Source organism: Yoonia sp. (genome assembly GCF_036770585.1).
Lineage (GTDB): Bacteria > Pseudomonadota > Alphaproteobacteria > Rhodobacterales > Rhodobacteraceae > Yoonia.
Map to the genome: position 1 here is coordinate 1 of NZ_DAIPIW010000013.1, position 19,941 is coordinate 19,941.

20 protein-coding genes and 1 tRNA gene are annotated in these 19,941 nt (G+C 62.0%); 9 read left to right on the forward strand and 12 right to left on the reverse strand.

The window, feature by feature from the left end; genetic code table 11:
• A partial coding sequence (locus V7N12_RS04150; protein ID WP_333712891.1) for a helicase-related protein occupies positions 1-518 on the forward strand: 518 nt, incomplete at its 5' end.
• 101 nt (positions 519-619) lie between these two features.
• Positions 620-742 (forward strand): hypothetical protein, encoded by a 123-nt coding sequence (locus V7N12_RS04155; protein ID WP_333712892.1) that lies wholly within the window; start codon positions 620-622, stop codon positions 740-742.
• 171 nt (positions 743-913) lie between these two features.
• Here V7N12_RS04155 and V7N12_RS04160 read toward each other — a convergent pair whose 3' ends face one another.
• Positions 914-1,360 carry an iron-sulfur cluster assembly scaffold protein gene (locus tag V7N12_RS04160; protein WP_333712893.1) on the reverse strand — a complete coding sequence of 149 codons (447 nt, stop codon included), beginning with the start codon at positions 1,358-1,360 and terminating at the stop codon, positions 914-916.
• A 66-nt stretch (positions 1,361-1,426) separates the two neighbouring features.
• Here V7N12_RS04160 and hisI point away from each other — a divergent pair, with 66 nt between their 5' ends.
• On the forward strand, positions 1,427-1,786 hold the full coding sequence (gene hisI / locus V7N12_RS04165; RefSeq protein ID WP_333712894.1) for a phosphoribosyl-AMP cyclohydrolase: 360 nt from the start codon (positions 1,427-1,429) through the stop codon (positions 1,784-1,786).
• Here the strand turns inward: hisI and gluQRS are convergent.
• The 3 genes from gluQRS to gyrA all read right to left on the reverse strand — a co-directional run bounded on the left by gluQRS (position 1,779) and on the right by gyrA (position 6,809).
• The gene (gene gluQRS / locus V7N12_RS04170; protein WP_333712895.1) at positions 1,779-2,603 is read right to left on the reverse strand and encodes a tRNA glutamyl-Q(34) synthetase GluQRS; all 825 of its coding nucleotides are present in this window, start codon (positions 2,601-2,603) and stop codon (positions 1,779-1,781) included. The two genes, hisI and gluQRS, sit on opposite strands and share 8 nt — an antisense overlap.
• A 59-nt stretch (positions 2,604-2,662) precedes the next feature.
• Positions 2,663-4,018, reverse strand: a complete 1,356-nt coding sequence (gene trmFO / locus V7N12_RS04175) for a methylenetetrahydrofolate--tRNA-(uracil(54)-C(5))-methyltransferase (FADH(2)-oxidizing) TrmFO (RefSeq protein ID WP_333712896.1) — start codon at positions 4,016-4,018, stop codon at positions 2,663-2,665.
• Between the two features lie 61 nt (positions 4,019-4,079).
• Positions 4,080-6,809: a DNA gyrase subunit A gene (gene gyrA / locus V7N12_RS04180; RefSeq protein ID WP_333712897.1), complete on the reverse strand. Its 2,730-nt coding sequence runs from the start codon at positions 6,807-6,809 to the stop codon at positions 4,080-4,082.
• Between the two features lie 196 nt (positions 6,810-7,005).
• Here gyrA and V7N12_RS04185 point away from each other — a divergent pair, with 196 nt between their 5' ends.
• Positions 7,006-7,272 (forward strand): usg protein, encoded by a 267-nt coding sequence (locus V7N12_RS04185; protein WP_333712898.1) that lies wholly within the window; start codon positions 7,006-7,008, stop codon positions 7,270-7,272.
• Between the two features lie 9 nt (positions 7,273-7,281).
• Here the strand turns inward: V7N12_RS04185 and V7N12_RS04190 are convergent, their stop codons facing one another.
• Positions 7,282-8,325 (reverse strand): ornithine cyclodeaminase, encoded by a 1,044-nt coding sequence (locus V7N12_RS04190; protein ID WP_333712899.1) that lies wholly within the window; start codon positions 8,323-8,325, stop codon positions 7,282-7,284.
• Complete coding sequence (gene rocF, locus V7N12_RS04195; RefSeq protein ID WP_333712901.1) at positions 8,326-9,255, reverse strand: arginase; 930 nt, start codon at positions 9,253-9,255, stop codon at positions 8,326-8,328.
• Between the two features lie 85 nt (positions 9,256-9,340).
• On the opposite strand from rocF, the gene V7N12_RS04200 reads away from it, so the two are divergent.
• Positions 9,341-9,760, forward strand: coding sequence for an Lrp/AsnC family transcriptional regulator (locus V7N12_RS04200; protein WP_333712902.1), 420 nt, complete (start codon positions 9,341-9,343; stop codon positions 9,758-9,760).
• Here the strand turns inward: V7N12_RS04200 and V7N12_RS04205 are convergent.
• A complete protein-coding gene (locus V7N12_RS04205; protein WP_333712903.1) occupies positions 9,746-10,207 on the reverse strand; it encodes a disulfide bond formation protein B in 462 nt (153 codons plus the stop codon). The genes V7N12_RS04200 and V7N12_RS04205 overlap by 15 nt on opposite strands.
• Positions 10,204-10,782: a YqaA family protein gene (locus tag V7N12_RS04210; RefSeq protein ID WP_333712904.1), complete on the reverse strand. Its 579-nt coding sequence runs from the start codon at positions 10,780-10,782 to the stop codon at positions 10,204-10,206. Before V7N12_RS04210 ends, V7N12_RS04205 begins: the two co-directional genes overlap by 4 nt.
• 116 nt (positions 10,783-10,898) lie before the next feature.
• Here V7N12_RS04210 and V7N12_RS04215 point away from each other — a divergent pair.
• Positions 10,899-10,984: transfer RNA gene (locus tag V7N12_RS04215), tRNA-Leu, on the forward strand.
• A 279-nt stretch (positions 10,985-11,263) separates the two neighbouring features.
• Positions 11,264-12,037 (forward strand): Hint domain-containing protein, encoded by a 774-nt coding sequence (locus V7N12_RS04220; RefSeq protein WP_333712906.1) that lies wholly within the window; start codon positions 11,264-11,266, stop codon positions 12,035-12,037.
• Here V7N12_RS04220 and V7N12_RS04225 read toward each other — a convergent pair.
• Positions 12,027-12,617: a nucleotidyltransferase family protein gene (locus tag V7N12_RS04225; RefSeq protein ID WP_333712907.1), complete on the reverse strand. Its 591-nt coding sequence runs from the start codon at positions 12,615-12,617 to the stop codon at positions 12,027-12,029. The genes V7N12_RS04220 and V7N12_RS04225 overlap by 11 nt on opposite strands.
• Positions 12,614-15,022 carry a GcvT family protein gene (locus tag V7N12_RS04230; protein ID WP_333712909.1) on the reverse strand — a complete coding sequence of 803 codons (2,409 nt, stop codon included), beginning with the start codon at positions 15,020-15,022 and terminating at the stop codon, positions 12,614-12,616. The genes V7N12_RS04225 and V7N12_RS04230 overlap by 4 nt, the downstream gene beginning before the upstream one ends.
• Positions 15,023-15,170: 148 nt before the next feature.
• Between V7N12_RS04230 and V7N12_RS04235 the strand changes: the two genes are divergently transcribed.
• Positions 15,171-17,582 carry a GcvT family protein gene (locus V7N12_RS04235; RefSeq protein WP_333712910.1) on the forward strand — a complete coding sequence of 804 codons (2,412 nt, stop codon included), beginning with the start codon at positions 15,171-15,173 and terminating at the stop codon, positions 17,580-17,582.
• Positions 17,583-17,618: 36 nt separating this feature from the next.
• Here V7N12_RS04235 and V7N12_RS04240 read toward each other — a convergent pair whose 3' ends face one another.
• The gene (locus tag V7N12_RS04240; RefSeq protein WP_333712911.1) at positions 17,619-18,173 is read right to left on the reverse strand and encodes a YSC84-related protein; all 555 of its coding nucleotides are present in this window, start codon (positions 18,171-18,173) and stop codon (positions 17,619-17,621) included.
• Between the two features lie 104 nt (positions 18,174-18,277).
• Entirely contained in the window at positions 18,278-19,276 is a 999-nt protein-coding gene (hemB, locus tag V7N12_RS04245; RefSeq protein WP_333712912.1) for a porphobilinogen synthase, read from the reverse strand.
• 123 nt (positions 19,277-19,399) lie between these two features.
• Between hemB and V7N12_RS04250 the strand changes: the two genes are divergently transcribed.
• Positions 19,400-19,924, forward strand: coding sequence for a hypothetical protein (locus tag V7N12_RS04250; protein ID WP_333712913.1), 525 nt, complete (start codon positions 19,400-19,402; stop codon positions 19,922-19,924).
• Positions 19,925-19,941: the final 17 nt, after the last annotated feature.

Genomic DNA, 19,941 nt, shown 5'->3' on the forward strand with positions numbered 1-19,941 from the left:
AGAAAGACGCCGCCATGGCGCGTTTCGTGGCGGGCGAGACCAAGGTTCTGGTCGCCACCACCGTGATCGAGGTGGGCGTGAACGTGCCCAATGCTTCGATCATGGTGATCGAGAACGCCGAACGCTTCGGCCTTGCCCAGTTGCATCAGCTGAGGGGGCGTGTCGGGCGCGGGGCTGCGGCCTCGACCTGTCTGCTGCTCTATCAACCGCCCCTTGGCGAAAGCGGTAAGCGCCGGCTGGAGATCCTGCGCCAGACCGAGGATGGCTTTCGCATATCCGAGGAAGACCTTGCCATGCGCGGGGCGGGGGATGTGATCGGCACCGCCCAATCCGGCATCCCGCGCTTCCGCATCGCCGATCTGGAACGGCAGGCCGCACAGATGGCTGTCGCGCAAACGGATGCGCGCGCCTTGCTGCATGACGATCCGAAACTGGAAAGCCCCCGGGGAAAGGCCGCGCGGATGCTGCTTTGGCTGATGGAACAGGACAAAGCGATTCGTTTGATTTCAGTGGGTTAGCGTTCTCGTTCCGAAATGTTCGCAAATGTTCTTAAAAAGTTCTTTACAGCCGTGCCCCGATATGGGAACAAAGTGGCAACAGAACGTTAAAGGAACACATCATGGCTGAAGAGATCAAATCCGTCCTGACACGCTCGCGTGAGACGATTGTCGCTGATGCGCTTGGTGTGGCCGCCTTGATGGTTTTGCTGATCGTCGGACTGGCCTTGCCCGGCCTGTTCTGACTTGCCTGACGGTGCAGGTCCGGTCCTGCGCATTGCCTGTCCCAAGCTGCAATGTGATGACCTGCCTGTCCTTGTCCTGACTGGGGGTTTTGCCTCTCCCCGTTGAACATCGGACCGGATCTGACCGTCAAATCCTGCCGCCGCGCCCCTGTCCCGGGTGCGGCGGTTTTTTCATGCGGTGGCCTGTGTTTCGCTGATAGCGTCCAGCGTGGCATCGAAGGCCAGCATGATCGAGGCGTGGCGGTTCTTGTAGTCCTTGGCCGGTTGCAGGACTTCCAGTTCGGCAAAGGGGGCGGCGGGCACGGGTCCGTCGGACTTCAGCATCGCATGCAACGCATCGCGCCCGGTCTGAATCTCTGCGACAGAGAGGCCGACGATGACCTTTCCCAGAATAGCGGCAGAGGCCTGACCCAAAGCACAGGCTTTCACATCCTGCGCGTAATCGGTGACGATACCATCCTCGATCTTCAGATCGACCGTCACGGTGGATCCGCAAAGGGGCGCACGCCGTTTCGCGGTTGCGGTGGGGGCAGCCAGCCGTTCAGTCCGCGGCATATCCGCGGCCAGCGCTAGAATGCGCCCCGAATAGAGTTTGATCAGATCGGTTTCGGCTGACATCGCGTTGCCCTTTGTCCTCTGCCGCCGTAGATAGTCTGGACAGGCCCGCTTGCAAAGGTTTTTGCCATGTCTTTCGACCCCGCCACACTGAAATACAATGACTCGGGCTTGATCCCCGCGATCGCGCAGGATGCCACCAGCGGTGATGTGCTGATGATGGCCTGGATGAATGCCGAGGCTGTGGCCGCCACGCTGAAGACCCGCCGTGTGACCTATTGGTCGCGCTCGCGGCAGGCATTCTGGATCAAGGGCGAGACCAGCGGCCATACCCAAGAGCTGGTGGATTTCCGCCTCGATTGCGACCGCGATTGTCTGCTGGTGCTTGTCAATCAATTCGGCCCCGCCTGTCACACCGGGCGGCCCAATTGTTTCTATACGGCCGTGCGCGATGACGATGAGATCGAACTGACCAGCCCCGTCACCTGATCCCGACCATCGCGCGGATCTGGGCGGGGGTGTAGCCCTCATCACGGTATTTCGCGATTGACTTTGCCTTGTCGATCTTCGCCAGCCTTTGCCCCTGTTCGTCGAGGATCAGCCCGTGGTGGTAATAGAGCGGCGTCCGGTAGCCCAGCAGGGTCTGCAACAGGACATGAAGCGGTGTCATCGCCCGCAAATCGCTGCCGCGCACGACATGGGTGATCTCTTGGCGCATGTCGTCATGGACGCAGGCCAGATGATAGGCGGGATCCCCGGTCTGGCGGCGTTGCAGAACAGGATCGCCAATCCGTTCCAACAGTTTCTTTGCCGTGACGCGGTAGATCCCGGGTTTCATGCCGGTCTCTTCATAGCGCATCGGGACCTCGATCCGCGCACAGGCCTTGGCAATGTTCAGGCGCAGCGCATCACCGGGTTGTCTGCTCTTGATCGACCGTCCGCGGCAGGTTCCGGGGTAAACAAGGCCATCCGCCCCCGCCTTTGCCCCCGCAGCCGCGATCACTTTGCGCGAACAGTTGCAAGGGTAAAGCAGGCCCATCGTCACCAATTGTCCCAGGACACCCGTATAGGCGTCGTCATGATCGGACTGGCGCAAGACGGGTTCGGGCCACTTCAGGCCAAGCCACGATAGGTCTTCGTAGATGGCCGCTTCATATTCGGGACGGCATCTTGTGCTGTCGGTATCCTCGATCCGCAAAAGGGCGGTGCCGCCAAGGCTTTGGGCATGCGACCAGACCGTCAGTGCCGAATAGGCATGGCCAAGATGCAAGAGCCCCGTAGGCGAAGGTGCAAATCGCGTCTTCATGGGCAATAGAGGCCGACGACACCGGCGGCAGCAGCATCCCGGCCACGGACCGCCATGGCCTAGGCCGCGTCCAGCGCGCTATGGCCCAGCCACGCCAGCCAGTCGGCCTTGGCGCGGTCGGTATAGGCCTTGTAGCGGTCCTTGCGTCCCCGACGCCCGCCCTTGACCCCCTCCAAAGGAGGGAAGAGGCCGAAGTTCACGTTCATCGGCTGGAAGGTCCTGGCCTCGGCGCCGCCTGTAATATGCGTCACCAGCGCACCCATGGCCGTGGTATGGGGCACCGAGGGCAAGGTTGCGCCGTTCAGTTCGGCAACGGCCATGCGACCGGCCAGCAGCCCCATGGCGGCGCTTTCGACATATCCTTCGACACCCGTGATTTGGCCGGCGAACCTGATGTTGGGGCGGCTGCGCAGACGCATCTGGTCATCGAGCAGCGTGGGCGAGTTGATGAAGGTGTTGCGATGTATCCCGCCAAGGCGCGCGAATTCCGCGTTCTCCAGCCCGGGAATCATCTTGAAAACAGCCTTTTGCGCGCCGTATTTCATCTTGGTCTGGAAGCCGACGATGTTGAACAGCGTTCCCAGCGCATTGTCGCGGCGCAGTTGCACCACCGCATAGGGTTTGGTGTCGGGGTCGTGGGCATTGGTCAGACCGACAGGTTTCATCGGACCGAACCGCAAGGTCTCGCGCCCGCGTTCGGCCATGACCTCGATCGGCAGGCAGCCGTCGAAATAGCCCGCTGTCTCGCCTTCCTTGAATTCGGTCTTGTCGGCGGCAAGCAGCGCGTCGATGAAGCTTTCATACTGGGCCTTGGTCATCGGGCAGTTGAGGTAGGCGGTGCGCTCTGCCTCGGTTTCGCCCTTGTCGTAGCGCGACTGCATCCATGCCACATCCATATCGACCGTGTCGGCATAGACGATGGGGGCGATGGCATCGAAGAAGGCCAGCGCCTCGGCCCCGGTTTCCTGTCTGATCGCTTCGGCCAAGGCGCCCGAGGTCAGCGGGCCGGTCGCGATGATCCACAGACCATCGTCGGGCAGGGCGGTGATTTCTTCGTGGGACACCGCGATATTGGGATGCGACTTGAGCGCCGCCGTCACGCTTTCGGCAAACGGGTCACGATCGACCGCCAAGGCGCCACCCGCAGGCAGCCGGTGCTTGTAGGCCGTCTGCATGATCAGCCCGCCGGCCTGCAACATTTCCCAATGCAGAAGACCCACCGCGTTCTGTTCATGATCGTCCGAGCGGAACGAGTTGGAACAGACCATCTCGCCCAGATTGTCGGTCCGGTGGGCGAAGGTTTCGACCTTGGGGCGCATTTCGTGGATGACCACCTTGACGCCTGCGTTCGCGGCTTGCCAGGCGGCCTCTGATCCGGCCATGCCGCCGCCGATGATGTGAAGTGTCTTGTCCATGCGCCTGATCTAGAGACGGCAGGCCCAAAAGAAAAGGCCCCGAGGAGGCGGGGCCTTTGCCTTATTCGGTTTCTTCGCCCTGATCGGCGATCCATGCCACGCTGACCACGGTTTCGCCCTTGCCGGTGTCGAAGACCTTGACCCCGCCAGCCCCCCGCGACCGGAACGAGATGCCTTCGATGGGCACGCGGATCGACTGGCCGGTCGAGGTCACAAGCATGATCTGGTCGGACATATCGACAGGGAACGACGTCACCAGCGGGCCACCGCGCATCGCCCTGTCCATCGCCGCGACACCGATGCCGCCACGTCCGCGCACCGGATAGTCATGGCTGGAGGACAGCTTGCCCGATCCCTTGGCCGTGATCGTCAGGATCAGATTTTCCGCCGCCGACATTTCGGCATAGCGTTCGGGGCTGATCGCGCCGGGGGTCGTGTCGTCCTCGTCCTCGTTTTCGGCCTCATCGGTCAGACCGGCCATGGCGCGGCGCATTTTCAGGTAGGCGGCGCGTTCGGCAGGATCGGCCTTGAAGTGGCGGATGATCGACATGGAAACGACCTTGTCATCCCCTTGCAGGTTGATCCCGCGCACCCCGACCGAGGACCGCGAATTGAAGACCCGCACATCCGTTGCAGGAAAGCGGATGGCGCGGCCGGCCTTCGTCACCAGCATCACGTCATCATCGTTGGACGCGATACGGGCGTTGATCAGGGTCGTCTCGGCGTGGTCGTCCTCGAACTTCATCGCGATCTTGCCGTTGCGCATGACATTGGTGAAATCCGACAGCTTGTTGCGGCGCACCGTGCCTGCCGAGGTCGCAAAGACCACCTGCAGATCGTCCCATTCCTCTTCGGGGCGATCGACGGGCATGATGGCGGCAACGCTGACGCCTTGCGGGATCGGCAGGATATTGACGATGGCCTTGCCCTTGGCCGTGCGGCTGCCCAAGGGCAGGCGCCATGTCTTCAGTTTGTAGACCATCCCGTCGGTGGTGAAGAACAATAGCTGCGTATGCGTATTGGCCACGAAGAGGGTGGTGACCACGTCCTCTTCCTTGGTCTGCATGGACGACAGGCCCTTGCCGCCGCGCCGCTGCGCGCGGAAATCGGCAAGTGCCGTGCGCTTGATATAGCCACCCGAGGTCACGGTCACGACCATGTCCTCTTGTTCGATCAGGTCCTCGTCTTCCATATCGCCGGACCAGTCGGTGATTTCTGTGCGGCGGGGCACGGCGAAGAGATCGCGGACCTCGGTCAGCTCGTCGCGGATGATCTGCATGATCCTTTCGCGGCTGCCCAGAATTTCGAGGTATTCGCGGATCTTGCCGGCCAGTTCCTGCAACTCGTCGGTGACTTCCTTGACACCGATCTGGGTCAGGCGCTGCAGGCGCAGTTCCAGAATGGCGCGGGCCTGTGCCTCGGACAGGTTGTAGGTGCCGTCATCGTTGGCGGTATGGGTCGGATCGTCGATCAGCGCGATATATTCCAGGATGCTTTCGGCAGGCCAGCGGCGGGTCATCAACCTTTCGCGGGCGGTGGCGGCATCGGCGGAGGAGCGGATGGTCTGCACGACCTCGTCGATATTGGTGACGGCGACCGCCAGACCACAAAGCAGATGCGACCGCTCGCGCGCCTTGCGCAAATCGAAGGCGGTGCGGCGCGCGACGACATCTTCGCGGAAGTCGATGAAGGCGGTCAGGAAGTCCCGTAAGGTCAGTTGCTCGGGCTTGCCGCCGTTCAGCGCCAGCATGTTGCAGCCGAAATGCGTCTGCATCGGGGTAAAGCGGAAAAGCTGGTTCAGCACCACCTCGGCCGTGGCATCGCGCTTGAGCTCGACAACCACGCGCACGCCGGACCGGTCGGATTCGTCCTGCACATGGGCGATCCCTTCGATCCGCTTGTCGCGGGCGGCCTCGGCGATCCGGTCGATCATCGCGGCCTTGTTCACCTGATAGGGGATTTCCTCGATGATGATGGCAAAACGATCCTTGCGGATTTCCTCGACCGATGTTTTCGCGCGCACGATGACCGAGCCGCGCCCCTCCAGATAGGCCTTGCGGGCACCCGAACGGCCCAGGATGATCCCGCCGGTCGGAAAATCGGGACCGGGGATATACTCGATCAACCCTTCCGAGGACAGGTCGGGATTGTCGATCAGGGCGAGCGTGGCGTCCACGACCTCGCCCAGATTATGGGGCGGGATGTTCGTCGCCATGCCCACCGCGATCCCGCCTGCGCCATTGACCAGCATGTTGGGAAAGCGGGCGGGCAGGACAGTCGGTTCGCGGTCCTTGCCGTCGTAGTTGTCCTGAAAATCGACGGTGTCCTTGTCGATATCGGCCAGCAGATAGACGGCGGGCTGGTCCATCCGCACCTCGGTATAGCGATAGGCGGCGGCCTTGTCCCCGTCCATCGACCCGAAGTTGCCCTGACCGTCCAACAGCGGCAGCGACATCGAGAAATCCTGCGCCATGCGCACCAGCGCATCATAAATGGCCGAGTCGCCGTGGGGGTGGTATTTCCCCATCGCCTCGGCCACCGGGCGGGAGGATTTGCGGTAGGGTTTGTCCGGCGTGTTGTTGGTTCCGTGCATCGCATAGAGAATCCGGCGGTGCACCGGCTTCAACCCGTCGCGCAGATCGGGAATGGCGCGGCTGACGATCACGCTCATCGCGTAGTCGAGATAGCTGGTCTTCAGCTCGTGCTCGATCGTGACCGACGGCCCGAAGAAGTGGGGCCGCTGCGGCGGGGTTTCGTCTTCGTTTTCAGGTGTTTCCGGCGTGTCGTTCACGTGATCTGCCTGTTGCTTGGGACACTGCTATATCTGGTTGAGCATACCTTATCAGACACTTGATATGGGGCGCAATGTCGGAAGCGCCCTGCGGTTGGCAGCCGGGGAGCTCTTGTGCTAACATACTGTTTTTGTTGACAGATAACTTCACCTTTGCCTCAATATCCGCATGTGGCCGCACTGCAAGGGAAATGCGATGACGACAGAGACGGAATTGATGCTGAAAGGGTATGGTCTGACAACGGCCGAGATGTTCTATCACCTGCCGGACCATCCGCATGTGTTGAATACGTTCATCTGGCAGGACTACGACCTAGCCCCCGACCACGACAGGCTGTTGAATTTCATCAGCTACTGGCACGACGAGATAGAGGGCCCGCTGCATTCCGTCCGCTTTGTGCATCGCAAGCTGATCAGCCCCGGCGCGTGGCGGCACGTCACGGGCGAGCTCAAGTATCACTAGGGGTCAGGGTCAGCCCGCCCGTTTCAGCATCCCGAAAAGGTCGCGCGGATCGTCGGGATCCGCGATCAGGTCGACGTCGATGTAATAGGGCGTTTGCAGGATGGTCTTTTGCACATAACGCAGGGCGCTGAAGTCCTCGATGGCAAAGCCGACACCGTCGAAAAGCGTGACCTCGGCGGCAGAGCTGCGCCCTTGTGCGGCGCCGGTGATCACCTGCCAAAGCTCGGTCACCGGATGATCCGGCGGCATCTGCTGGATTTCGCCCTCGATCCGCGTTTGCGCGGGGTATTCCACGAAGACCGACGAGCGCGCGACGATATCGCGGTGCAGTTCCGTCTTGCCGGGGCAGTCGCCGCCGATGGCGTTGATGTGAACGCCGGCACCGACCATGTTGTCGGTCAGGATGGTCTGCGCGTTCTTGTCCGCCGTGGCGACGGTGATCACATCCGCGCCTTCGATGGCCTCTTGCGCTGTGGTGCAGGGGGTGATCGTGAACCCCAGCCCTTGCAGGTTCGCCATGCACTTGCGCGTCGCGGCGGGGTCGATGTCGTAAAGGCGGATGTTGTCGATGCCGCAGACCGCCTTGATGGCAAGGCACTGGAATTCCGACTGCGCACCATTGCCGATCATCGCCATGGTGCGGGCATCCTTGCGGGCAAGGTGCTTGGTTGCGACGGCCGACATCGCGCCGGTGCGCAGGGCGGTCAGCAGCGTCATCTCGCAAAAGAGTTTCGGATAGCCGGTATAGACATCCGACAGCACGCCGAAGGCAGTGACGGTCTGCAAGCCTTCCTTCATGTTCTTGGGATGGCCGTTCACGTATTTGAAGGCATAATGCTGCCCGTCCGACGTTGGCATCAGCTCGATCACGCCGACCTCGGAATGGCTGCCGATGCGGGGGGTCTTGTCGAAAAGCTCCCACCGGGCGAAGTCGGCCTCGATTTCGGCGGCGAGATCCGACAGGAAGGTTTCGATGCCGATGTGGTGCACCAGACGCATCATGTTATCGACACTGACAAAAGGCACCATTGCGAGAGGCGAGGCTTTCAGCATTTATGTCTTGCTCCGTGTCGGGCGGTCGAACACGCGCCGCCCGAGAAGTGAGGCGGTCAGATCCACCATCAGATTGGCCGTTTTCCCGTGGTCGTCGAGAAACGGATTCAGTTCGACCAGATCGAGCGACGTAACCAGATCGCTGTCCGACAAGATCTCCATCACCAGATGACCCTCGCGCACGGTGGCACCGCCGGGCACGGTCGTGCCCACAGCGGGGGCTATCGCAGGGTCGAGGAAATCGACGTCGAGCGAGACATGCAGCATCCCGCCTTCGGCCTCGACACGGTCAAGGAAAGCTTTCAGCGGCGCGCTGATCCCTTCCTCGTCGATGCGGCGCATATCGACCAGTTCCACATCGCCGTCCACCAGAATGGCATGTTCCGCCGGGTCCACGGACCGCAGGCCGATCATGCAGATATTGCGGCTTGCGACCGTCGCGGGCAGGGGCGGGAAAGCGTCGAAGCCGGGACGACCCGTCACATAGCCGACGGGTGTGCCGTGCAGGTTGCCGCTTTCGGTGGTCTCGGGCGTGTGGATATCGCTATGGGCATCCAGCCAGAGCGCAAAGAAGGGCCGTCCGACCTTAGCGGCATGGGCGGCCATTCCGGCCACAGTGCCCGCGGCAAGTGCGTGATCGCCTCCCATGAAGATGGGCATGCCACGGGGGGCGGCCTCTTGCGCGGCCTGCATCAGGGTCATGGTCCAGCCGACGTTCTCGGCCAGTTTGTAGACCTTGCCGGTCGCGGTCTCGGCTACGTCCACCGCGCGCGGTGACAGGTTGCCGATATCCTCGACCGTGTGGCCAAGTGCGGTGATGGCCTCTGCCAGTCCGGCCGTGCGGTAGGCGTCCGGTCCCATCAGGCAGCCGCGACGGCGTTTGCCGCAATCGACCGGTGCGCCGATCAGGATGATGTTTTTCTGTGTCATGCCATAGCATTGCCCGAAACCACGGGTGGTTGAACCCTGCATTTTGTGCAATACGAGCAAGGAGTGATCAAAGTGGACAAAGCTTATGGACGAATTGGACAGCCGCCTGATCGTGGCGCTGAAACGCAATGCGCGGGCAACGTTATCGGAACTGGCGGGGATTCTGGGGGTCACGCGCAGCACCGTCCGGGTGCGGCTGGAACGGCTGGTGCAGGGCGGCGAAATCGCAGGCTTTACCGTCCTGACCCGATCGGACGTGCGACCCGATCCGGTGCGCGGGCTGATGATGCTGGAAATCGCGGGGCGCGGGGCGGACAAGGTCATGAAATACCTGCAACGCCTGCCCGAGGTGCGGGCCATCCATTCGACCAATGGCACTTGGGACCTGATCGCAGAGATCGGCACCGATACGCTGGAACACTTCGATCAGGTGCTGACCGCGATACGGCGTCTGGACAGCGTCACGCGGTCCGAGACGAACCTGCTGTTGTCAACGCGCCGTTGATCGCGCGGCCATGATCCAGCCGATGACCAATATGAACGAGAAAAGCGCGTTCCACGATGGCATGGACAGGGTGAACAGCGCCCAACTGACCTGATCGCAGAGGATCACGCGCGGCCCCTCGACCGCAAGCAGGTCGGCCCCGCTCAGCCCCTGAAGGCCGCCGCTGCCGGTGCAACTGCTTGGCCCTTCCCACCAGTCACGCTCGACCCCGGTATGGTAGATCCCGATCGCGCCGGTTGTGGCTGCGGCAAGCGCGCCAAGAACCGGCAGGACCGGTCCGGCAAAGCGCAACGCCACAAGCCCGATCAGGATGGCCGCCATATGCGGCCAGCGCTGCCAGTAGCACATGGCGCAAGGCGGATAACCAAGCGCCTGAAAGATATAGGCCCCCGCAAGCAAAGCCGCGGACCCGCCCGCCGAAATCATGATCCAGACCTGTCGTGTCATAGCATACCCAAGATAGCGAAGCCGCCGATCAGCACCACACAGAAGACCACAAACACAAGGCCAAGTCGCCTCTCGATGAAGTCGCGGATCGGCGCGCCATAGTAATAAAGCAATGTGGCCACCAAAAAGAAGCGCAATGCGCGCGCAAAGATCGACGACAGAATGAAGACCGGCAGCGAAAGACCCGTCACACCGGATGCGATCGTGATCACCTTGAAGGGCAGGAAGGTGACACCGGCCACCACAACGGCCCAGGCCCCGTATTGGTTGAAGACCTCGGCCATGTCCTCGAAATTGCCCGATTTTCCATAAAACTCGAGGATCGGATGCCCGAGGCTTTCCATCAGTTGCGCCCCGATGAAATACCCAAATAGCCCGCCGGTCACTGACGCGACCGTCGCCACGGCGGCAATCAGGAACGCGCGCGAGGGGCGGGCTATGATCATCGGGATCATCAGCACATCCGGCGGGATCGGAAAGAACGAGGATTCGACAAAGGAAACGATGGCCAGCGCCCACAAGGCATGGGGCGATTGCGCAAGCGAAATGGTCCAATCATACAGTCTGCGCAGCATCATAGCCTCTGGGTTCGCGCCCTTAGGCCATGTTGGACAAGGCCGGTCAAGTCTGATCGGCGGGGGCGTGAAATCCCGATTGACGCAGGGCGGGCGCAGCTTTAGGACAGCCATGGGCCGATGTGGCGGAATGGTAGACGCAGGGGATTCAAAATCCCCCGATGGCAACATCGTGAGAGTTCGAGTCTCTCCATCGGCACCAGATAATCGGATATTTTCCGACCTTCTGCGATAAGGGAAAAAGGTGGCTGTGCCGCACCTCTTCCAAAGATTTTCGCATTATCGCCAGATTTACCTGCCTATGATCTACGGATGATGCGACGCGGGTCGCAACTTCTGGCCTTTCGGATTGATCTTTTGGTCAGGATCATCAAGTTAGCGGGGGACGATGCGCAGGGTCCTGTGGCATTGACAAGTGATGGTAAATCCGGTGTCGCAGTCACCGGAAAAGTTGACGGTAAAAATTGAGGATAGGGAACCGATGACATGGTTTCCAGGGCATATGGTTGATAAAGAGTTCAAGGATCTGACCGGCAATCTGACCGGTCTGGCAGATGGGCGCGGCGCTTTGGCGGCGCTGAATATATCCGACGTGGATCGCCAGCGGCATCGCTTCACCTTTACGGATGGAACGGATGTCCCGCTGTCCGATCTTCAGCGGGTCATCCCCTGTTTCACCCCCGGCACCCGTATCGCGACGCCCAAGGGCGAGGTCGCAGTCGAACGGCTGAAGGTCGGTGACCGTGTTCTGACGCGGGACAACGGGATCAAGACGATCCGTTGGTTCGGGCAGAAAAAGCTGGATCATCTGCAGTTGAAGACGCTTAAGGAACTGCGCCCGGTCGAAATCAAGGCGGGCGCCCTGGGCGGCGGGCAGCCGGAACGGGACATGAAAGTCTCGCCCATGCACCGGCTGCTGGTCCGCTCGGACGTGGCGCGGGCACATTTCGGACAGTCCGAGGTCTTTGTCGCCGCGATCGATCTTGTCAAACTCGACGGGATTTCCGTGGCCGAGGTGCCCTATGCCACCTACGTGCACTTCATGTGCGATCACCACGAGGTGGTTCTTTCCGACGGCACATGGAGCGAAAGCTTCCAGCCGGGTGATCTGTCGTTGAAGGGGATGGACCAGCAACAGTGCGAAGAACTGTTCGGCCTGTTCCCCGATCTCGCCGCCAGAGAGGGTGTCACCCAGTATCGCCCCGCCCGCAGAACGCTTGACCGTAACGAGGCGGCGCTGCTGTTCAGCCTTTGACGGCGCGCCATTCGTCCCAGTCCTCGGGCGTGTCCAGATCCAGCCTTGCGCGGGTGCCCGGCAAGGCAACAAGACAGGTCCGGTCCTGATGCCCTGCGACGATGACTTGTGCGCCGCCGTCCCCCGACAATTCGGCAAAGGCGGATCTTAACGCATCTGCGAAAATGATCGGATGGCCTGCTTTGCCGTCCTCGGTCGCGCCGCGCCAGATCAGATGGTCGGGCTGGCCGACATGGGCCGCGCAGACCTGTGCGAGATCTTCCGGTTCAAGTGCGACCAGATCACCAAGCACCAACATGAAGGCCGTCCAGGGGGGCAACTGCGCCACGGCACCGCGCAGGGTGCCTGACATCCCCTCGACCGCATCGGGCACCTGCAGAATATGCACATCCAGTCCTGCAAGCGCCTCTTCCCGTTCATCCTGATCCGGACCGACCGCCACAAAGACCCTGCCGCCAAGCGCCAGCGCATGGCGCGCCTGTCGCCGAATCAGCGATTCGCCCCCCAGATCCTCGAGCAGCTTGTCGCGCCCGCGCATCCGTGACGACCGGCCGGCCGCAAGGATCAGGATCGGGATCATCCGCGCATGACCGCGCCGTCAGGATCAAAAAGCGGCGTCGTGATCCGGCGGGCGTTGCGCAACTGGCCCATGATCTCGATCTGCACGGCCAGATCATCGGTCACGGCATCGCGCGGCACCAGCGCCATGGCGATGGATGTCTCGGCATGGTGCGAATAGCCACCCGAGGTGCAAAAGCCCGCGACATCGCCGTTGATGAACACCGGCTCATAGCCCACGACATCGGCGTCATCGGCATCGACCGCGAAGGTGACCAGCATGCGGGCAGGGGGATCGGCACGTTCGGCCTCTGCGGCGGCCCGTCCGATGAAATCGGCGTTCTTCTTGAAGCTGATGAAGCGGTCCATCCCGGTTTCGGCGGCGGTATAGTCGGGCGAGAATTCCGACAGCCAAGAGCCGAAGAAACGGTCCAGCCGCAGCGACATCATCGCGCGCATTCCGAAGGGCGTCAGGCCCATCGGCTGCCCGGCAGTCCACAGCGTCCACCAAAGCTGGCGCTGGTCCATCGGATCGCAGTAGATCTCATATCCCAGATCGCCCGTGTAGCTGACGCGCTGCACGATGCAGGCGACTTGGCCCACGGTCATGCGGCGCACATCCATGAATTTTATTGCGGCCACGTCATCGCGGGTGCAGGCGGCAAGCAGATCGCGCGCCTTCGGGCCTGCGATCTGGAACCCGGTCCGGCGGTCCGAGATATTCGCGACCTCGACATCGTCAGCCATGTTCTGCAGGAACCAGCGGTGATGGATTTCCTGTGCGCCATAGCTAGCGGTGATCTGGAACTCGGTTTCCGACAAGCAGGACACGGTGAAATCGCCCCAGAGCCGTCCTTTCGGGGACAGCATCGGTGTCAGAGACATCCGCCCCGGCTGCGGGATGCGCCCCGCCATGATCCGGTCGAGCCACGCCCGCGCGCCGCTGCCCGTCACGCTGAATTTGCCGAAATTCTGCACCTCGTTGATGCCGACGCCGCGACGGACCGCCTGCACCTCGCGCTTGGTCGCAGAGAATGCGTCCGACCGCCGGAACGTGGGGGTTTCATATGTCGGCTCACCCTCTTGGGCAAAGTAGTTGGCGACCTCCAGCCCGAATTGATGCCCCCAGACAGCGCCGAGATCGCTGAAGATGTCATACATCGGCGTGGTGCGATGGGGGCGGGCGGCGGGCAGTTCCTCGTTCGGGTAGCTGACAGAGAAACGGCGCTGGTAGTTTTCGATCACCTTGGGGCGGGTGTAACCGGGGGTGATCCACTTGCCGTAGCGCCCGATGTCCATCGCGGTCACGTCACGCTCGCATTCTCCGGTCGTCATCCATTGCGCCAGCATCAGACCGACGCCGCCCCCTTGGCTGAAGCCCGCCATCACGCCACAGGCGGACCAGTAGTTGCGCAGACCCGGAACAGGGCCGACCAGCGGGTTGCCATCGGGGGCAAAGGTAAAGGGGCCGTGGATCACGGACTTGACGCCAGCGCGCTCCAGCACGGGGAAGCGCCTGTAGGCGAAGGCGATGGAATCCTCGATCTTGTCGAGATTGTCGGGCAGCAGTTCATGCCCGAAGTCCCAAGGCGTGCCATCGACCGCCCAAGGCTTGCAGGGCTGTTCATAGAACCCGATGCACAGACCGCGCCCTTCCTGCCGCAGATAGCTTTCACCGGCAGGGTCCATGACATGGGGGTGTTCGCTGTCACGCTCGTAGATTTCGGGCAGGTCATCGGTGACGATATACTGATGTTCCATCGGGTGCAGCGGCACATAGGTGCCCGCCATGGCCGCCACCTCGCGCGCCCAGAGGCCGCCTGCGTTGACGACGTGTTCGGCGTGGATCGTGCCCTTGTCGGTCACCACGTCCCATGTGCCGTCCGCGCGGGGATTGGTCTCGATCACCTTGGTGTGCAGTGCGATCATCGCGCCACCCATGCGCGCCGCCTTGGCATAGGCATGTGTCGTCCCCGACGGGTCGAGATGGCCGTCAAGCGGGTCGTAAAGCCCGCCGATGATCCCGTCGAGGTTGGTGATCGGTGCGATCTTCGCGATTTCTGCAGGGCCGACGATTTCGGTCTCCAGCCCCATGTAGCGGTGCTTGGCCCGTTCCGCGACCAGCATGTCGAAACGGTCCTGATTGTCGGCAAGGGTCACTCCGCCCACATGGTGCAAGCCGCAGGACATGCCGGTGATCTCTTCGAGTTCGCGGTAAAGCTTGATCGTATAGCCCTGCAAGGCGGCCATGTTGGTATCGCCGTTCAGGGTGTGAAACCCGCCCGCCGCGTGCCAGGTGGACCCGCTGGTCAGCTCGCTGCGTTCCAGTAACATGATGTCCGACCATCCCAGCTTGGTCAGGTGATAAAGCACCGAACACCCCACGACCCCGCCGCCGATAATCACGCATCTGGTTGTGGTCTTCATGGTCGTCGCTCCCTCACTGGTTTCCCGCACTATGCCAGCGAAATTCTGACGCGCGGTACTGATTGCGACACAGGATGTCGCCTTGGGGCAACCGCTGGGTCAGAGCATTGCGGACGGTGAAGCCATCATCAAGCGAAAGGTCTGTCTGATGCGCACCCATGCCCAGGCTGTCGTCATCGGAGGCGGCGTCATCGGATGTTCCATCCTCTACCACCTGACGAAACTGGGATGGACGGATGTGGTCCTGCTGGAACGCAGCGAGTTGACCAGCGGGTCCACCTGGCACGCGGCCGCGAACATCCACGGGCTGCATGACAGCACGAATATCAGCCGCATCCAGCACTATACGATGACCCTCTATCAGGCGCTGGAGGAAGAAACGGGGCAGAGTTGCGGGATTTTCCAGCCTGGATCGCTCTATCTGGCGCAGACCGAGGCGCGCGAGCATCAGTTGCGCCTGCAAGCGGCGAAGGCCAGTTTCTACGGCATGAATTTTCACGAGGTCAGCCGCGACGAGGCCGAACGCCTGCATCCGCTGGTCGATTTCGACGGTATCCGCTGCATCATGTATGAACCCGACGGTGGCAACGTGGACCCATCGGGCGTCACCAATGCCTATGCCGTGGGCGCGCGCCAGCGCGGCGCCGAAATCCATCGCTTCACGCCTGTGACGGCGACGGTGCAGCAGCCCGATGGGACATGGATCGTCGCGACCGCGAAGGGCGAAATCCGCGCGGACTGGGTGATCAATGCCGCCGGTCTCTGGGGCCGCGAGGTTGCGCGGCTGGCAGGCATCGCACTGCCGCTTTTGCCGACCGAACATCAGTATGTCGTCACCGAGACGATCCCCGAAATCGCCGCGATGGACCGCCGCCTGCCGTCGGTGGCGGACCGCGACGGGGAATACTATCTGCGCCAAGAGGGCAAGGGCCTGCTGGTCGGTGCCTATGAAAAGGACGTGCGGTTCTGGGCAGAAGAGGGCACGCCGCAGGGCTTTGGCCACGAGCTTTTCGCCGACGATCTGGACCGCATCGAAGACAACATGCTGCGCGCGATGGCGCGGGTGCCCGCCATGGGCGCGGCGGGGATCAAGCGTGTCATCAACGGGCCGATGATCTGGTCTCCTGACAGCAATGTTCTCTTTGGTCCGCATCCCGATCTGAACAACTACTTTTGCTGCAACGGCATCATCCCGGGCTTCAGCCAGTCGGGTGGCATGGGGTTGATGGCCGCACAATGGATCATCCAAGGCGAAAGCCAATATGACATGTTCGCATGGGACGTCGCCCGTTTCGGCACATGGGCGGATGCGGCATTCACCAAGGCCCGCGTCGGTGATCAATACGCCAAGCGGTTCAGCATCCACTTCCCGAACGAGGAACGCGCAGCAGGCAGGCCCGTGCGGACACGTCCTGCCTATCAGATGCAAAAGGACATGGGCGCGGTGTTCGGCCTCAACTATGGTTGGGAACACCCGCTGTGGTTCGCGGATAGGCCGGGCACCAGGGACACCAACGGCTTTACCCGCCAGAACTGGTTCGAGCCGGTCGGCGCCGAATGCCGGATGCTGCGCAATCGGGCAGGGATCATCGATATCTCGAACTTCGCCAGATACTTCGCCAGCGGACCTGATGCGGAAGGCTGGTTGAACGCGGTCTTCGCAAACACCATGCCCAAAGCTGTCGGCCGGTCCTGTCTGACGCCGCTGATCGGTGTAAACGGCGGGATTGCCGGTGATTTCACGGTCACACGGTTGGCCGAGCACGACTTCATGATCATCGGCAGTGGTGCGGCCGAGCGTTATCACCAGCGTTTCTGGAAAATGGTGCCCTTGCCCGATGGGACAACCTTCGAAAGCCGCACGGACAGGATGTGTGGCTTCAACGTGGCGGGGCCTTTGTCGCGCGCAATTTTGTCCCGGCTCACGGACACGGACCTCTCGACCGCAGCATTCCCCTTCATGCGCAGCCAGCGGATCACCGTGGCGGGGGTCGATGTGATTGCCCTGCGCGTGTCCTTCACCGGTGATCTGGGGTGGGAGTTGCATTGCGCCGAGGCGGATCAGACGACACTCTTTCGGGCCTTGCTGGCGGCGGGTGAAGCCTTCGATGCGGGACCAGTGGGGGCGCGTGCGCTGATGTCTTTGCGCATCGAAAAGGGCTATGGCAGTTGGGGGCGCGAGTATTCGCCGGAATACTGGCCGCAGGAGGTCGGGTTGCACAAGCTGATCAAGCCTGAAAAGGAATTCCTGAACAAAACCAGATACCTGACGATCAAGGATCATCCACCGCGTGAGGTTTTGTCATTGGTCGAGGTGCAGGATGTGACCAATGCCGATGCAACAGGCGGCGAGCCGATCTTCCTGCCGGATGGCACGCCGGTCGGGCGCGTGACCTCTGGCACCTATGGCTATTCGGTCGGCAAGTCGCTGGCCTTGGGATATCTCAGGGGCGTCAGCGCGGGCGCAGCCGTGGACGTGATGGTCCTTGGCCGACCACATCGGGGTGTCGTTCTGGCAGCACCACCCTTCGATCCCAAGGGCGAAAGGCTGCGGTCCTGATGACACGGGCGACGGGTTGGTCGCCCGCAGGTCACGTCAGGGAATGATGCGGGTGTATTTCGTGCCTTCCAGCGTCGCCCCGACACGCAGACCCGTTTGCCCGAAGACCACGGCGATCACCGGCGAAAGCGAGGTGGTCGTCTCGGCCCGCAGCATCTCGGACTGGTTCGAAAAGGCGTATTCGATATCCGCCCCGGCGGCCCAACCGGGTGAAGACCGGAATTGCTGCAAGGCCTCGGGTGTCATGAAGAACAGGACATGGCTGAATTGCTGCGCCCCGATCTGCAGGCCCGCACTTCCGGCAACGGCGGTGTAGTAATCGACGGTCGACGGACCCACGCGCAATGCACCGCGCCCGAACGACCCCCCCAAACCAAGGCCCACTTCGGTGACCAGCGGCATGACAAGCACGCCCGCAGCCCGCGTGGCCAGATCCCGGGTGCCGGGATAGGCCTGATACATGGCATCGAGTGTGGTATCGACCCTTGCGTCGATGGTTGCGGCACCGCCGCTGCCGATCCCGTTACCACATGCCGCAAGTGAGGTTGCCGCTACGCCAAGCGCAAATCCGCGCCGCGAAAGATGTTTCATCAGAAATCCGCCTATATGCCTGTGATGGGCGTTTTTCGCCCTTTGTGGAAACATTATAGTCAAAAGCGACAGGGGTGTCACGCCTTCATAGCCAGAAGAGTGCCTTAGCCCCGCAACACCCTTGCCGCCTCGGGTGCGAAATAGGTCAGAATACCGTCACAGCCCGCGCGTTTGAACGAAAGCAGGCTTTCCATCATGACCTTCTGACCATCAAGCCAGCCGTTCTGGATGGCCGCCTGCAACATCGCGTATTCACCGCTGACCTGATAGGCATAGGTCGGGACACCGAAGCTATCTTTTACGCGGCGACAGATGTCGAGATAGGGCATGCCGGGCTTCACCATGACCATATCCGCGCCCTCCATCAGGTCGCGTTCGACAAGTCGCAGCGCCTCGTCGCTGTTGCCGGGGTCCATCTGGTAGGTCTTCTTGTCGCCGGTCAGGGCCGAGGACGCACCCACAGCGTCGCGGAACGGACCATAAAAGGCCGAGGCGTATTTCGCGGTATAGCTCAGGATGCAGACGTTCTGGTGGCCTTCGGATTCAAGCGCCATCCGGATCGCCCCGATCCGCCCGTCCATCATGTCGGAGGGGCCAAGGATATCGGCACCGGCCTTTGCCTGCGCCAGCGCCATGCGGACCAGCGCATCGACCGTGCGGTCGTTGACGATCTCGCCGTTCTCGACATAGCCGTCGTGGCCGTTGATGTTGTAGGGATCAAGGGCGATGTCGGTCATCACGGCGATATCCGGGGCGGCGTCCTTGATCGCGCGGATCGCCTGGTTGGTCAGGTTGTCAGGGTCCCAGGCCATGGCGCAGTCTTCGGTCCGTGCCTCCATCCCTGTGTAGGGAAAGATGCAGATGGCGGGGATACCAAGCGCTTGCGCCTCTTTCGCGGCCTTGGCGACACGGTCGACCGTGCGGCGCACCACGCCCGGCATGGATGCGACGGGCGTTTCGGCATCCTTGCCGTCCATCACGAAGATGGGCCAGATCAGATCGTCCGTTGTCAGCGTGGTCTGCCGCGCCAGCGCCCGCAGCGCAGGCGATTGGCGCATCCGCCGCAGTCGGGTGGCAGGGAAGGGGGCAACGGTCGGTTTCATCGTCAAGGGCCTTTTCTTGGTCGCCTGTCTTGGTCGCATGGTTTTTCCACCGCCACAAGGCTGGGCAACCTCTTGGGTGGGCGCTAGGTTCGCGACAGGCAGCAACAGGAATGGACCACCCCCTTGGACTGGACAGAGGTCATCGCCCGCATCATCACCTTGGATACCTTCAGCAATGTCTGGTACTGGGCCGCGGTCGTCGTGTCCTGGGCCGTGGCCTGTCACTGGCTGATCGGCGTCCCTTTCGACATGCTGGTCCGCGCGCGGCGTGGCAAGGGTCGGGAGATGGCCGACCTCGAGGCGATGGTCGATATCAATGTGCGCCGGATCATCTGGTTTCAGGATATCGGCGGGGCGGGCTTTGCAGCACTTGCCGCCTTCTTTCTGGCAGGCACCGGATTGCTGGCCATCGGCTATCGGTTCGAACTGGCCATCGGAGTGTTGATCCTTGCCCTGCCGCTCTTCGTCGTGGTGTTGGTCAATCTGCGTCTGGCGCTGGCGCTGCACGCCAATCCGCTGAAGGGGCAAGAGCTGGTGGCCCGCCTGTTTCGTGTCCGGCTCTGGACCCAAGGGATTGCCGCGATTTCGCTCTTTGCGACATCGGCCCTCGGGATGGCCTATGCGATCGATACGATGAGGTTCTTTTGACGGTTGACACCAACCGC

What these genes read in the sequence shown, in the direction of transcription:
- gluQRS (WP_333712895.1), bottom strand. Translation starts at nt 2,603, where the DNA reads ATGAAGACGCGATTTGCACCTTCGCCTACGGGGCTCTTGCATCTTGGC.
- V7N12_RS04210 (WP_333712904.1), bottom strand. Translation starts at nt 10,782, where the DNA reads ATGCTGCGCAGACTGTATGATTGGACCATTTCGCTTGCGCAATCGCCC.
- V7N12_RS04205 (WP_333712903.1), bottom strand. Translation starts at nt 10,207, where the DNA reads ATGACACGACAGGTCTGGATCATGATTTCGGCGGGCGGGTCCGCGGCT.
- V7N12_RS04235 (WP_333712910.1), top strand. Translation starts at nt 15,171, where the DNA reads ATGCGCACCCATGCCCAGGCTGTCGTCATCGGAGGCGGCGTCATCGGA.
- V7N12_RS04200 (WP_333712902.1), top strand. Translation starts at nt 9,341, where the DNA reads ATGGACGAATTGGACAGCCGCCTGATCGTGGCGCTGAAACGCAATGCG.
- V7N12_RS04190 (WP_333712899.1), bottom strand. Translation starts at nt 8,325, where the DNA reads ATGCTGAAAGCCTCGCCTCTCGCAATGGTGCCTTTTGTCAGTGTCGAT.
- hisI (WP_333712894.1), top strand. Translation starts at nt 1,427, where the DNA reads ATGTCTTTCGACCCCGCCACACTGAAATACAATGACTCGGGCTTGATC.
- V7N12_RS04240 (WP_333712911.1), bottom strand. Translation starts at nt 18,173, where the DNA reads ATGAAACATCTTTCGCGGCGCGGATTTGCGCTTGGCGTAGCGGCAACC.
- trmFO (WP_333712896.1), bottom strand. Translation starts at nt 4,018, where the DNA reads ATGGACAAGACACTTCACATCATCGGCGGCGGCATGGCCGGATCAGAG.
- V7N12_RS04155 (WP_333712892.1), top strand. Translation starts at nt 620, where the DNA reads ATGGCTGAAGAGATCAAATCCGTCCTGACACGCTCGCGTGAGACGATT.
- V7N12_RS04185 (WP_333712898.1), top strand. Translation starts at nt 7,006, where the DNA reads ATGACGACAGAGACGGAATTGATGCTGAAAGGGTATGGTCTGACAACG.
- rocF (WP_333712901.1), bottom strand. Translation starts at nt 9,255, where the DNA reads ATGACACAGAAAAACATCATCCTGATCGGCGCACCGGTCGATTGCGGC.
- V7N12_RS04230 (WP_333712909.1), bottom strand. Translation starts at nt 15,022, where the DNA reads ATGAAGACCACAACCAGATGCGTGATTATCGGCGGCGGGGTCGTGGGG.
- V7N12_RS04225 (WP_333712907.1), bottom strand. Translation starts at nt 12,617, where the DNA reads ATGATCCCGATCCTGATCCTTGCGGCCGGCCGGTCGTCACGGATGCGC.
- hemB (WP_333712912.1), bottom strand. Translation starts at nt 19,276, where the DNA reads ATGAAACCGACCGTTGCCCCCTTCCCTGCCACCCGACTGCGGCGGATG.
- V7N12_RS04220 (WP_333712906.1), top strand. Translation starts at nt 11,264, where the DNA reads ATGACATGGTTTCCAGGGCATATGGTTGATAAAGAGTTCAAGGATCTG.
- V7N12_RS04160 (WP_333712893.1), bottom strand. Translation starts at nt 1,360, where the DNA reads ATGTCAGCCGAAACCGATCTGATCAAACTCTATTCGGGGCGCATTCTA.